Origin of the sequence: Bradyrhizobium sp. C-145, assembly GCF_023375135.1 — a bacterium.
Lineage (GTDB): Bacteria > Pseudomonadota > Alphaproteobacteria > Rhizobiales > Xanthobacteraceae > Bradyrhizobium > Bradyrhizobium zhanjiangense.
Genome location: NZ_CP088150.1, coordinates 7,018,770 through 7,032,276, shown reverse-complemented (window position 1 = coordinate 7,032,276; position 13,507 = coordinate 7,018,770). Strand labels below are relative to the sequence as shown.

Below are 13,507 nucleotides of genomic sequence, written 5' to 3'. Positions count from 1 at the left end.
ACGATGGCAAAAGATGAAATCCGCCGGTCAAAGCTTGGTCGGCTGTTTACAAGTCTGTCCGCAGCGGGACTGATCGTCGCGATTGCCTCGGCAGCAGGAATAGGCCTGGCCGAGACGCCATCCAAGCCGCTTTCGGCCAACGATGTGTCCATCCTGTTTCCTCCACCGAAAGCGCCAGCAGACCTCGTCAATCTGATCGCGCTGTCCGATCTCGCCGGCCCCACTGGGGCTCCGCAGCGGCTTTTGTCCGATGAGGATTTCGCGCGTTTTATCGCAAACGCCGAAAATCCAGAACGCGACGGCGTGCCGGACTCGGGCGCGCGTCGCATTCAGCTGCCTGATGTCGTGAAAAAGGTCGATGCCTGGTTCGTTGCGGGTATCCGGATCGATCCCGGAGCCCCGGGATTATCTGCCGATGTCATCGCTCAGTTTGGCCGGCAACCGCAAATCCGCCTCATCATTCAGCCGGTGACAAATGGTCCGCAAGGATTCAAAGTCCATGATACTGCCGGTCATCTTATCTTCAGTTTCAACCTCGAACCCGATCCACCTCTTGATGGTTGTGCGCCATTCCCGCGATTTAAACCTGACGATCAAGCCTTCAAGGCAATCGTTCGTGACGTTGGATCTTTGCGTGATCAACTTGCGGCTGGAAAGTTCGGCGATGTCAAGGTCTCGACTGCCGGTGACATGAACGTGCACCCGGGCCTTGTCGGTGCATCCGCAAAACCATTTCGTGATGCCGTCAAAGCTCTGCTGGAAAAGCATCTCTCGCCGCAGCGCCTCAACACCATGGCTGTCATGGGGATTTCACCACCCGAACCCTGGGTTTTCGTCTCGATGCTAAGGGTCCCGCAGGCCGGGTTGATACCAGTGCCTGGCCCGACGCTCGATGGCCTTCATGCCGCGCAGATGTTCAGCATCGTCGGCGGGACGCACGTAGTCCCGCGGCCTACCACGAACAACCAGAGTCCGACAACGTGTCGCCACGCGGCGCTGCAGAAGCCCCCCCTGCCTCTTGCCAATCGTAAGGGTGTTTCGACAGCCGATTTCATCGATGCCAAGGTGCCAAATAGCCGCGTACTCGAGATCGTCAATGTCATTTCCGATACGAAGAAGAGCCATTTCTTCAATACGGACTGCGTGAGCTGTCACACCGAAACCGCGCAGCCACTCGCCAGGAAAGTGCAAGGCTTCGCGGTGTCCGGCGTGAACCGAGCCGTTCTACCGAAAGAAGACTGGAATGTTCGCAATTTCGGTTGGTTCCCCTCGTTCTTGCATGGTGGCCCAGCGGCCGCGACCATAACGCGACGCGCGGCAGCCGAGACCGCTGACGTCGTCACCTTCATCAACAGCCAATTGATGAACAAGTAATCAGCGCCATGTCGGAACTGGGCAGGCGCTCGCGCGGCGGCAGGCGCCTTTAAGTTTAAGGAGAGGTTGCTATGGGGTCGCGTTCGTTCAGCGCATGGATCGGTGGACTGGTGAGGCGGTGGCCTCATGTCGTCGCTCTCTTGTTCGCCATTGTGTTCGTCGTGGTGGCGTCAATAGGGATGGCGTACTTCGCACCCGAGAAGCTTCGCGACGCGGCGCTCAAGGTCAAGAATGACGCAAATCTGGCTGCCCAATTGCTGCCCGCGACACTGCCTGCGCCATCGAAGATCGAGAGCGCATACTGGCTGCCACAGAACTGGAGTGCGCGGCAGCGTTACTGGTTCCACCACACGTCCCAAGGCACGGCGACTATTCCTGTGCCCTATAGATGGTTCCTGGCTTTAGAACGTCCTGAGTTGTCGGTCCGTTACACGAGCCTGGCGGACAGCGAGTACCTGCGACGCCTTGGTTTCATCCCAAGTCCGAGCTCAAAGGACTTTGACGCTAGCTCACCTGCGTACGGCTACCAGGAGGATGCCAAGGGCGTTAGCTCCACTTGGCCAGCGAGCACGCCTGACAATGCAAATGGTTTGCCTGTAGGTTTCGCGATCCTGAAGGGGGGCGTCGACCCGACAACGGGGGGCTTCTACGAAGATCAGATCGGACTAACCTGCGCCGCCTGTCATACGGGTCATCTGGAGTACAAAAATGTCAGCATTCGCTACGATGGTGGGCCAGCGATGGTCAATCTTGGCGAGGTTGAACGGGTTATTGGTCTATCAATCGGCTATACGCTGATCTTGCCGTGGCGGTTTGAACGCTTCGCCGACCGGCTGGAGAGCATTGAAGGTCGAAGCCTCGACCGCAAGAAGCTTCGAGGTGATCTGGAGCTCGCATTTCAAAAGATCAAGAAGCAAAAGGCCGCAAACGATAGCCTTTTGACGAGGCAGGGCGTGACGAATCTCGACGAGGGTTTCGGTCGACTTGATGCCTTGAACCGGATCGGCAATCAGGTCTTTTACACCAATTTTCTCGACCCTGTGACCGGAGAACTCCCAGATCCGCTCCTCAAGGGCAACTTCGCGCGCAACGACGCTCCTGTGAGTTTTCCGCCAATCTGGGACACGCCGTACTTCCTTTGGGCGCAGTATGACGCCTCTGTTCTCAACGAGCTTGTTCGCAATTCTGGCGAAGCGCTCGGCGTCAGCGCGAAAATCAATATGAGGGCACCCGCGCCGGGCCGGCCGCTTTTTGAATCATCCATCCATCTGTCGGATATTGCGGTTTTCGAGGAGCTTTTGCGCGGTACCGATCCCTTTTCGTCGGCGGAAGCAAGCGGCAGGAAATTCAACGGGCTTGTCGCGCCACGATGGAAAGATGCGCAGGACAGGTTTCGAGGCGACCCGGCCTGGGCCATCGACGAAAACCTCGTTGAGAAAGGGCGCGATCTTTATCGCTCGCACTGCTTTGAATGCCACCGAGGGCCCGTCAACGATCCCGCATTCGACGCAAAATGGCCGGACGATTCGTTCTGGAAGCCCGAGAACCCAGATCGCTCTGCCAAGGGCGAGAAAAATTGGGTGGAGATCGGCGGACGCCACTATTTCAACGTCGCTCAGCTACCGGTGAACGTCATCGGCACCGATCGTCAACAATCCAATGTCCTGATGACGCGGCGTGTTCACTTACCCGAGGCACTCGGTCTCAATCCGATCGATGACTTGAACAAAGCCTGGGGGTGCGGCCTTCCGGCCGATAAGGCGGCAAATCCCTTGTTTGTGCTCGCCCTGATGGATGTCGTGGGTAAGACGATCGATCAATGGAACCTCGCCAACAACTCTTCCGAAAAAGCCAAGCAGCAGATGTGGGGGCCGCGGAAGAACTGCCAAAACCCGCGAGCATACATTGGAGCGCGTGTGCGCCGTAACGGGAAGGACGAAGATGTCCTTGCTCTTGAACCTCAGTACCGGGCACGTCCTCTGGACGGAGTTTGGGCAACAGCTCCGTATCTGCACAATGGATCGGTGCCGACGCTGAAGGACATGTTATTGCCGCAGGGCCAGCGGCCAAGCTCTTTCTGTATTGGTAGCCGCAAATTCGATCCTGTTAGCGTCGGGCTCGTTGCGAAAGTGCGAGCGAACGACGCCTGCCCGGCCGGCCTGACGGACTTCAACGTATCGCTGCTTGGCAACAGCAATCGCGGGCATTCCTTTCAAGGGCAGGAAACCGATTTAATGAAGCTGCCTCCGGGTGTCATCGGGCGAGAATTGACCAACACCGAACGGCGGGCGCTTCTTGAGTATTTGAAGACGCTGTGAGGTGGCCGTCGCGCTGGATGCCCGGCGCTCTTCGCCGGGCTAGGTGAGGCCGAATTTTGGCAAGAACATTATCGACGTAAGTTCGGGTGCGCACTGAGGACACGTCACTCACTGTCCTGAAAGGGCGTGGCCGGACTTCGACTTCCCTCCGAGGATCAGATCGCTGCGCCGCTTCTTCAGTCGATTGCAGTCATGCCAAGCTGCGCCGGGCTTGGTTGATGAATTCAGGCAGAGCAAGGCTGGCCGGCACTAGAGCCTTGATCACGAGTAGAGCCGTGATGTTCTTCGGTGCTGCTACAGGAGTTGCTCACGCGCTGGAGCTGGGAATGCAGGTTGCGCGGACACTTCGGAACGTGAACTGGATCGCGCACGCGGTCATCCGCGTCGCCAACGCTTGTTGGGTTCACGATATCGAATAAATCGCCGATCATTGGTGAGCGCCGCGAGCAGATCTCTTCAGCCGCGCGGCCCTGCTTGGCATCGAGAAGATCAAATTAGTCGAAACAATTTTCCGAATTCGTCGGCGATCTTGCTGAAAGATCAGGGAGAAGACACGCAACACAGTTTATTGTATGGTTTGGCAACGATAAGTAGGGAAGTACAAAAAGCCATTTCCTTCCGTCGGCGCCGCCCATTCTAATATTTATGGCGTGAAGTTCGCGCCTGCAGTGGGGTCATTGCACCCCTCCATTGGAGAAGACCTTCTATGCTCGACTCCGAAACAACTGCCTGCCTTCGTTGAGTTCTGGACGAGGTTTGCCAAGGACTGTCCCCTAACGAGACCGGCACCCGGACGCATGTCGCTTCCAAAATTCTAGAGGCCGCCTGGCGAGGCGAGACGTCCGTCGAATTTCTCCGGCAAGTCGGACAGAAAGCGCTAACTAGCGCTCCTTCGATGTGGCTTCAGCAAGCTCGTCGTCGATCACCCGAAAGTAGCGATGCTGGCGAACCCGCCGATAGCTCAACCAAACAGGATTAAGCACGCCGGTCTCGATCCATGACCAAGATATACAAACATTCAAGGAGCGCGCCGTCCTGGAAACTGATCCGCTAGGCGCACGAGACTGCATGAGCCGCGCTAAACCGACTAATTCATGGACTGGCCAACCGCTCTTGCGGAGCGGGATCATCATAATCGGATCCGCCGACCGACAAGTAGCCCGCAACGTACCTAGGCGGCTTGGTTAGCATAGAACGCGACGAGAGCGTGTAACTATTCTAGCTGAATAAGACGAACGGAAGCGCGCGCCGATATTCTGTTTGGCTTGGAGAGAGAGCAGGCCTGAATCGTGCAGAGACGCAAATTAACAATCGTGCGCTGGTGCAGTGCTGTGAGACTATTGCTCGAATGCTTCGGTGTTGCACCGTCAAAGGCTGGACAAGAGGGTGAGTTAAGACGTGGGGTCGTTCGCGGCTGAAGCGACTTAAGTACCTCTTGCCCAAAGGGTTGAATCACGGCAGTCCGGCCAAACGCAACGCTCCTGGCCCGACCCTGGTACGGCGCTTACGGCAAGGAGCGGACATCAACCTCTCAATCTTTGCCAAATCCGTCAACATGACCCGAGTCGGAAGTCGATCGACCAAATTTGCTGTGATGCACAACCGGTCGCGACACGAACAAGCGCAAAAGAATAGGATTGCTAGCGTCTGTGCTATTATATCTTCGGAAGCCGCTGTGGAATTGATCTGGAATCTCCAGGGTTGAGCGGGTGTCCTGGGGACGCTCCAGAGGAAGAGGAATTCGGGGTGCCAGCGATGGGGGCCATGCGTGCGTTTCTTCAGCGCGCTGAAGTCCGCCTATCCACCATGCATCGCATCGGCGGAGCATTTCTCAGTGGTGCTGGATTGCTTTTCTTGTTACCGGTGTTTGCCAAAGATGCTTTCGTTGCGATTAGTGAAGCAGTTGTGCACGTCTGGCCGTTTATTCAAGCAACGAAGTCGCCGGACCTCTGGCTCGTGATTTATGGGATTCCTGTCGCCACAGCGTTCGTGATTCCAGTGGTCGCTCTTTGGGCTCTACTACGCGACCTTAGTCTCTTCTATTTCAGCGCAAACCTTCCAAGCCACGCCAGCAGGTTCCATCCACGATTTGCGCCACGGCAATTCCGTTTCGTGATGAGCAGCCCAGGGTTAAGCGAAGGCTTCGCGAACTGCAGTTCAATGGCCAGCTCCGGTTCTTTTTGACCCCACGAAGCGAGACGAGAAAATATTGGCTGACCAAGCAAGTCAAAACAGAGGACGGTCACTGTGGCACTCCCAGATTCGTGCTGGCTGCCGAAGCAAGGGGGCAGGATTTCAATGAGCTTCGGATGGCCTTTGGGTTGGCCGGCGCCTACGACCGTAGCTTGGTGGAAGAAGTCGCGAAAAGCGAACTCTCCCTCATCCGACACAACCTGCTTCTGCGCCGGCTGGTGATGCGTTACATGAAGGCGCTACTATCCCTCATTTGGACCGCCATAGTCTCTTTCGCGCTCGTCGCGCTGCTACGAAACAAGCTGCTAATTCCAGAAACCGGATCACCTGAGAACACGCTCTTGGTTGTCACGCTTAGCTTTTTCCTCTGGGCTACGCTGACGCCTGCAATCATTCGATCGCCGGTACGCTGGACGTACTCAGAATATGATCAAAATACGAGCGATAGCACGCGCGATCCACACCTCGTTCATTTCGAGCGGGGGGTAACCGTGGTTTGTATCATCGCCTGTGTTCTGGGAACAGTGGGCCTGTTCCCCTTCTGGGAATATCGGAGCCTGTATCTTCTGGTTGGGCCCTTGTTTGCCGCGCTCGTACTTGCAAAGAGCTTTGGCCGTCTAGCGACGGGGCCACTTCGCTGGTTGTGAGCTTCCTCAGGAAAACTCGGGGGCATTACTCGAATAACCCTCGAGATAGATGTCCTCGTATTTGAGCGAGCGCCACAGCCGCTCGATGAACACGTTGTGCGATGAGGACCACGGAGTGGTCCGGCGCCCTTGCGTCATCGACGGCTGTAAGGGTGACGTCATCAGCCTCGACGGGTACCGCCAGGCCGAGGTCTGCAACACCTGCGGGCAGCCTCAACTGAAGGACGAGTGAGCGAGGTCGAGCGGCAAGTTCGCGCGTCCGCCGCCACGGGCGGGGACCGACCTCGGCGCCGTCGGCATGTATCAAGCGCGCGGACGTGCCGATCGGAAGGCCGGCGATCCGGCGCTCGTCCGACCGGCATGCTCGAACGACGGCTCCGGTCACCCGTGCCGTCGACTTACTTTCGTTGTTTCAGAAAGCCAGTGAGGATCCACGCCAGATGGCTGGCGATCCATGTCCGGCAAGGCGCTCAAGTGTGATCATTTACGTGCTTCGCAATTGTGGACGTGAGTAAGAGGGAGCGATCATGAGGAAGATGAAAGCCCGGCTTGTGATCTGAAATCTGGCGTGACGTTCGGTGTCGTGTCGCTCATAGTGAGGCAAAAATAGCCAGCAGGATTTTGCGGCTTGCATTCTGAGAGCGCAAAAGACGCCTTGTTGTCTCAGGGGAGCGATATTCCTGAGCGGTCGGCGCTCTGTTCCTATTATGTGTGGTCAACTGCCACAAAGCCAAACGGCATGCACTCAGTAAGGGAAAATCTACGTCTCCGGCAGAACCAAAAGCAGCTCACCGCCGGGACACCTGCATTCGTGCCAAGTGCAAATTTCGGAGAAAATCGAGGGATTGAGTCCGTTGTTAAGCTACATCGGAAGTTGCAGCCTTCTTGCTTTGCGCGGCTCTCCCGCTAGTCCAAGTGATGACAGCAAAATCAGCTGATCAAACAAGCCGCCCGGTGAACAACTCGAAGTCGCAAAAAAAGATCATTAACCCGTTGAAGTGGTTATATTGGTGATATACATCTAGAGATAGAGATATTCGGGGCGGTGGGTCCGATCCCTTCGCGAGTGCATGTCGCGGACCGGTTCTTCAGCGTGCGCATGAGGCCGTGCGGGATGAATGAGGTACGACGCAGTCGTTGTCCGAGGATTTTCCAAGCATGAGTTCCGAGACGAGGCGAAGTTGCGCGAGCTCAAAAAGAAAGCTGGTGGAATAATGGCTGTTGAAAATGTCATTCCGCGAGCCGATATCGTCAAGCACGCGGAGCGGCTTGGTGCCGAAATCAAGAACATTGCGCTGTCGGACGATTTGCCTGACGATGTCATCGTAGCGTTCAACCGGCTTCTGCTAGAGCATAAGGTCATCTTCTTCCGTGACCAGGGACATCTCGACGATGCACAGCAGCAGCGCTTTGTGCGCCGGCTCGGCTCGCTGATACCGAATCCCACAATGGCGGACACATTGGGCGGTTCAACGATCCGGCAGGAGCTGTCTGATCGCGCCTGCAGTCATCTCAACCAGATGAACGATGAGCGGGTTCGCACAGCCATTTCGGTGCTGCGGCTTGCAGCGGATCCGCCTTTTGGTGGCGACATTGCTTGGTCGAGCAGGGCGGCGGCTTATCTTGATCTTCCCGATCCCCTGCGGATGCTCGCAGATAACCTCTGGGCCGTGAGCTTCGTCGCATCTGATCTCACTGCGACAGAGAGGGCCACCGAAGCCAACAAGGGGCTTTGGTGGGGCGTATCCACCGGGACGATCTACGAAACGACATATCCGATTGTTCGTGTTCATCCCGAGACCGGCGAACGCATGCTATCGCTCGGGCGTTCCGTGAACAACTTCGTCGGCCTGCAGCGCGATCCCAGCCAAAGACTGTTTGAACGGCTGCAATCCTATCTCATTGCGCCAAGTAACACCCTGTGCTGGAACTGGAAATCAGGCGACGTCGTAATCTGGGACAATCGCGCGACTGAGCCGTACCCGGTCAACAAAATCGGCAGTCCTCACTGGGCCATGGACCAGCTTGCGATTGACGCCGGCGTACTGCACGTGAAGAGGCCAAAATCAAGGGCCGCAAAGGCGGCCTGACACGGTCCGCATCTCCCGGATTTCACAAGACGCCGGGAGACCTAACGCTAAGTTGCGGCCCTGCAATGTCGAGCGAAGCCGGGCTTCTTATGCGCCAGACCGGCTAACGGGCGCAGCTGCTACCTGCTCAACTTCTTCCAGCCCAATAGCATTAGTGTTCAGGCATCGTCTCTGCTCGCCGGAACTGGCTCTCGCTCGGCGAGCAGCATCCGCTTCATCGTATCGGGATAGTCAGGCCCGGCGTAGCTCACACCCAATTCAGAACATATTCGCCACCATCCCACGATGCGTCGGATGGCCTTGATTCACAGCGTCCGGCGCCGGCTGAAACTATCCCGCTCACGACCGTGCCGGCGTATTACGTGTCCCATAAACAAACCACCACTCGAGCTTTTCAGGAGCGCCTAAATTGCGCCCCTGCAAGGGCGCCACACCTTCCCGATTTTCGGCCAGCGAGAGGTCCCATCCTCAAGCCGCACCAGCTTGATCCTCGGTCCGACAGCTCTGGACGAGGGATCTGCTCTTATCCTCTTGCGCACCAGGGTCCCTTGCGGAAGTCTCTTGGTTGGGCGTTGCGATCACCCGAACCCCACCCGACAAACCGACCACAGCTCCAAACAGACTCTTCGAAAACCGCTGTTTCAAGCAACCGTCGATAGGTTTACGGCGAGCGGGGCAAGCCTTCGTTTGAAGATGCTCGGCCTTATGACGGGTGCCCCGGGGCTCGCTAAGCGGGACCCTGCCGGGACGACATCGGCTGGAGCAGGAGATCGGAAGCGTCGGCTGTAGATCGATGAAGCATGCGGGCCGCTCCGGCTCGCTCCTTCCCGTCGTTAGCTGAAACATTGCTCCCGCAATAATTACCTCCTGTTCGGACAGGGGCGCGCCGGTTTGCGTCCAGCTTGCGGCATCGCATCCTTGGCCGGCTCAGCGAGCAATTCGGACAAGTGAATACCCAAGGGCACGGCGATACGGTCCGGGAGATCAATGGTCGGGTTCTCTTTCTTCTGCTCAATGCGGCCCATGGATGAGCGGTCGATCCCGGCATCATTGGCCAATTGCTCTTGCGGAATGCCGCGCTCTAGCGGATCCGGCGCACATTCCAGGCCACAAGCGCACAAGCGTTCATGCGCAGAGGCAGCCATTCCGATGACTATGAAACCACTGGTTATAGCCAGACTGTTACGATAAGCTCGCAGCAGCAGTGGTTGTGCTCCCCAATTGCTTCGAGACGAATGCCACCGGGCCGGTCACCGCGGACCACCGTGCCTTCGGCCGAGGAACAGAACAGCAAGGACAACCTTGTTACCGGGCACATCTGCAATCGCTTCCGGTATGGACTGCGACGAAAACGTGAAAGCGCAGGATGGCGGCCACCAGGTCAGTGTAAGCCGATATGCGGTTGCCGTCTTGGCGCGAAAAGGAGGTTGGCGTGCGACCATTGGGCAGGTACCAAAACGACTTCAAACTACTTATCGTTGCTCTGATTGCGCTAGATTTTTCAGCTGGGTAGGAGTTTCAGGCAGTGCCAGCCGAGCCGAATATCGCAGAATTGGCGCCCAGCGTCGACGAGCTGACGTCATATGACAAGGAGCACGCTGTTGCCTACATGCGACTTCTTGATGCGAACGCGGACAAGGCAGATTGGCGCGAAATCGCGCGAATTGTGCTTGGGCTTGACCCTGCCGTTGAACCGGATCGTGCGCGACGCACATTCGACAGTCATCTGACTCGGGCCAAGTGGCTAGCGGGCCACGGCTATCGCGATCTGCTACGTAGCGGTTGGCCAAAACAATGATCAGCGCGGATGTCAGGGTCGCCGGAATGCCTCGCGATCGCAAAAGTTGATCATTCCATCGATTAAGTGCCGGCAAGGCGCGCACACCGTAAGGAAGCACCGGAAAGTGCCACAATCATCGGATGCATTTCACCGCGTCTGAAGATTGTGCGGGAAAGGTGCAATGCCGGATACTGACTGGAGATCTGAGGAAGCGTACAGCGGCCTGAAGAAGGCGGATGCTGCCGACCTGGCCTGGGAGTGGCTGCGCCGGGATCGCGATTACCAAGAGGATTATAAGCGGCTATCTCGCCGCGAACGTTCAAGCGCAGCGGCGGGCCAGTTCCGACGCAAGTGGGGGCTCTCGTTTTCCTGCTGACCCGCAAAGGACTTTCGACAAGCATTCAGTCTTTTGGGCACCCGAGGTGCTGCCGACCGTACTGGCTGTGCGGGCGGCCAATTGCATTGTGCCCAAAAGCTATCAGCTTGATTTCGGCAATCTGCCCGGCGGCGAGCTTCGCCGTGCGCCGGATGGATGGCATGCGATCGTGCCGCTCGGGGGTACGCAGCATCGCCTTTGGCTAAAGGAGCCTCCAGCGAGCGGATATGCTGTCGTCGTTGATCTTACGCTCGACGCCGATTTCGAGCTTCGCTTGGGGGCCGCACGTCGATTTTGGCTGGCCCTCGAGCGTCGTCCGCTCGGACAGCCTCCTCTTGCTATGCCTGCTTTGAAGCAGCGTCGGCTGATCCTAGCGCTGCGCGCAGTGGATGGATGGCATGAAGGAAATAGCTATCGCCAAATTGCGCAAGGCCTGTTTGGAAGTCATCGTATGTCCGAGCGCGCCTGGAAAACAGATGATTTACGCAGCCGAACCGTTCGACTTGTTAAGCTGGGGCGGCGCCTCATGCGCCTTCGCTGGCGAGCATTGCTGGGCAAACGCAGGGGCAGGGATGACAAGTAGAGGGTTGCGGCGCGATAAGCGGCCTACCTTCCGTTCTGCCTGCCAATTCTGCTGCTGCCATGGCACGATGTCGGATATGACAAAGACTTTGCGCTCAGATCTCTCATTGTTGGCGTCTTGATTACTGCACCCGAGCGGCGCCATCTGCGTCGGCTTTGACCACTGTGCTGGAATGGTTTCTTAACTTGAGCGCTCTCGACTTGAGCATTGATCTCCTGCTGTACCGGATTGAGGCTTAAACGTCAGGCAGCCTGCGCGGGTGCGACCTTTTTGCAAAGACGAGCCAGCCATCGGCAAAAAGAACGTGCGATCTCGGGGTGCGCGCTGCGATCCACAGCATAGGCGCGATATTGCATGCCACTTGGAGCACGGGAGCCGGGGACGATTTGCAAAGCGCCCCCTCGCACCAGATCACTGACGATGATTTCTGGTGCGACCAGAAGGCATTTTCCTGTCATGACCGCCGGCAAAGCAAGATAGTTGTGATCATACCGTGCGCCCGCTCGTATGTCACTTGAAGACAGGTTCATGGCTCTCAGCCATGTCGGCAGGATGTCGGGACGGGACGTGATGTTCAGTATAGGGGTTGACCGAACAATCGAGAGCTCTCTGCCCGCGACCAGATTTGGCGGGCCGACGCACACCAGCTCCTCTTTGTAGATCTCCCAGCTGTCGGCGGGCTCGATGACGGAAAGATCCCGTGTAATCAAAATATCAAAATCATCCGAAGATACCGGTGGCGAGAGCGAGCTCACGACGTCCACGATGACGCCGCCGGCTTCAGCAGAGAAAGCCTGCAGATTTGGAATAAGAAGAGAGAAAGCAAAGGTCGATAGTGACGTGCGGACCACAATTCGATTCGTTCCGGCGCCTGCACGGCGTCGCATTCTCTTCGCGGTGAAGCCGACCGTTTCGATCGGTTCAGAGACTGCGTTTGCGAATAGCCTCCCGAACTCGGTTAAGTCACTGCGCCGGCCCCGCCGCTCGATCAGGTCAGCACCCAGATAGTCCCGCAGTACGGACAAATAGCGGCTGACTGAACTCTGTGTTGTTCCCAAAGTGGTGGCGGCGCGCGTGACGCTGCCTTCGCGAGCGACGGTCACAAAAGCGCGGATGGCGTTTAAAGGAACTTCGTCGTCTTGAGCCGCCACTGTCTGCTCCGGCGCCACAATGAACATTCATCACATTACTCGATGTCCACAGGGGGATTGCAGCTTATTAGGGGGCGGTTGCGCTTAAAGTCCGCACGGAGCCACTGATACTGGTCCGGGATCGCAGAAGATCTGCATCAATAGCTCGGTACCGTAACGGGGCTATGTCCTTTTGCGACGTGCCGACTTCGGCTTGCGACCTTTAGGTAAGGTAGCGGGCGGCGGCGCACCCTTGGACGGCCGAACAAACAGCTCCGAGACAGCAACGCCGAGCGTCTCGGCCAGGCGATCCAGAAGATCGATTGTCGGGTTTGCCTGTTGACGTTCAAGTCCGCTCATGTAGGAGCGGTCAACACCTGCATCGTAGGCCAATTGCTCTTGCGGAATACCGCGCTCGACGCGGATCCGGCGCACATTGTAAGCCACAAGCGCACGAGCTCTCATGCGCGAAAGCAGCCATTTCGATGGTCATCAAACCACTGGCTATAACCTACATAAAAACATCACCAAATGTGGGCTTTGGATCGAATTATCCCATGCGTGCCACCGTGTCGGCTTTCCTGGACGCTACTGGGACGGCCCGCACAAGCGCTGGTATGTCGACGGTCTATCAATTCGCGGCGGCGTAGGTTTTGCGGGGGATGACCGGCCCTCACCCGAACTGCTGCCTCGGGTTCGATTCCGCTGCCCAACTCGCACGAACGGCCTCGAGGTGAGCAAAGATGGTGGCTGAGGCGATGGTGCTCCATTGAACGAAATGGAATCGTAGCTCCGATCACATGCGCCGGCGCAAACCATCGCGATCGCAGCGACAGACGTTCAGGCAAGGTTACAGTGGTCTTTATGCCTGGATCAGGGCAAAAAGCGCGTTTCAGCGACCCTAATCTCGTTCATTCCATGGACTCTGAGAATTTCGTCTACCGGTACAACATCTTTGTTGACGTTACGCACGCCGCCATTAGCCATGATACGGAGATTTAGGTTCTCTCGTCCGC

At 57.2% G+C, this 13,507-nt stretch carries 13 protein-coding genes; 10 read left to right on the top strand and 3 right to left on the bottom strand.

The window, feature by feature from the left end; all coding sequences use genetic code 11:
- Positions 1–3 precede the first annotated feature (3 nt).
- The 6 genes from LRP30_RS33135 (at position 4) to LRP30_RS33110 (ending at position 8,622) form a co-directional block, all read left to right on the top strand.
- Positions 4–1,374, top strand: a complete 1,371-nt coding sequence (locus tag LRP30_RS33135; protein ID WP_249757516.1) for a hypothetical protein — start codon at positions 4–6, stop codon at positions 1,372–1,374.
- A gap of 71 nt (positions 1,375–1,445) precedes the next feature.
- Positions 1,446–3,692 (top strand): di-heme-cytochrome C peroxidase, encoded by a 2,247-nt coding sequence (locus LRP30_RS33130; RefSeq protein WP_249757515.1) that lies wholly within the window; start codon positions 1,446–1,448, stop codon positions 3,690–3,692.
- 1,764 nt (positions 3,693–5,456) lie between these two features.
- On the top strand, positions 5,457–5,876 hold the full coding sequence (locus LRP30_RS33125; RefSeq protein ID WP_249757514.1) for a hypothetical protein: 420 nt from the start codon (positions 5,457–5,459) through the stop codon (positions 5,874–5,876).
- 80 nt (positions 5,877–5,956) lie between these two features.
- On the top strand, positions 5,957–6,532 hold the full coding sequence (locus tag LRP30_RS33120; RefSeq protein ID WP_249757513.1) for a hypothetical protein: 576 nt from the start codon (positions 5,957–5,959) through the stop codon (positions 6,530–6,532).
- Between the two features lie 49 nt (positions 6,533–6,581).
- A complete protein-coding gene (locus LRP30_RS33115; protein ID WP_249757512.1) occupies positions 6,582–6,764 on the top strand; it encodes a hypothetical protein in 183 nt (60 codons plus the stop codon).
- A 949-nt stretch (positions 6,765–7,713) separates the two neighbouring features.
- Positions 7,714–8,622, top strand: a complete 909-nt coding sequence (locus LRP30_RS33110) for a TauD/TfdA family dioxygenase (protein ID WP_249757511.1) — start codon at positions 7,714–7,716, stop codon at positions 8,620–8,622.
- An 860-nt stretch (positions 8,623–9,482) separates the two neighbouring features.
- On the opposite strand, the gene LRP30_RS33105 is transcribed toward LRP30_RS33110, so the two are convergent.
- A complete protein-coding gene (locus LRP30_RS33105; protein WP_249757510.1) occupies positions 9,483–9,680 on the bottom strand; it encodes a helix-turn-helix transcriptional regulator in 198 nt (65 codons plus the stop codon).
- A gap of 467 nt (positions 9,681–10,147) precedes the next feature.
- On the opposite strand from LRP30_RS33105, the gene LRP30_RS33100 reads away from it, so the two are divergent.
- From LRP30_RS33100 to LRP30_RS33090, 3 genes are all read left to right on the top strand, one after another.
- Positions 10,148–10,420, top strand: coding sequence for a DUF2285 domain-containing protein (locus LRP30_RS33100; protein ID WP_249757509.1), 273 nt, complete (start codon positions 10,148–10,150; stop codon positions 10,418–10,420).
- A 163-nt stretch (positions 10,421–10,583) separates the two neighbouring features.
- Positions 10,584–10,778 (top strand): DUF6499 domain-containing protein, encoded by a 195-nt coding sequence (locus tag LRP30_RS33095; RefSeq protein ID WP_128931960.1) that lies wholly within the window; start codon positions 10,584–10,586, stop codon positions 10,776–10,778.
- A 46-nt stretch (positions 10,779–10,824) separates the two neighbouring features.
- Positions 10,825–11,361 carry a DUF2285 domain-containing protein gene (locus LRP30_RS33090; RefSeq protein ID WP_249757508.1) on the top strand — a complete coding sequence of 179 codons (537 nt, stop codon included), beginning with the start codon at positions 10,825–10,827 and terminating at the stop codon, positions 11,359–11,361.
- Positions 11,362–11,603: 242 nt separating this feature from the next.
- On the opposite strand, the gene LRP30_RS33085 is transcribed toward LRP30_RS33090, so the two are convergent.
- Both LRP30_RS33085 and LRP30_RS33080 read right to left on the bottom strand, forming a co-directional pair.
- On the bottom strand, positions 11,604–12,539 hold the full coding sequence (locus LRP30_RS33085) for a LysR family transcriptional regulator (RefSeq protein WP_249757507.1): 936 nt from the start codon (positions 12,537–12,539) through the stop codon (positions 11,604–11,606).
- A 135-nt stretch (positions 12,540–12,674) separates the two neighbouring features.
- Positions 12,675–12,956, bottom strand: coding sequence for a helix-turn-helix transcriptional regulator (locus LRP30_RS33080; RefSeq protein WP_249757506.1), 282 nt, complete (start codon positions 12,954–12,956; stop codon positions 12,675–12,677).
- Here LRP30_RS33080 and LRP30_RS33075 point away from each other — a divergent pair.
- Entirely contained in the window at positions 12,955–13,245 is a 291-nt protein-coding gene (locus LRP30_RS33075; protein WP_249757505.1) for a hypothetical protein, read from the top strand. The two genes, LRP30_RS33080 and LRP30_RS33075, sit on opposite strands and share 2 nt — an antisense overlap.
- Positions 13,246–13,507 lie beyond the last annotated feature (262 nt).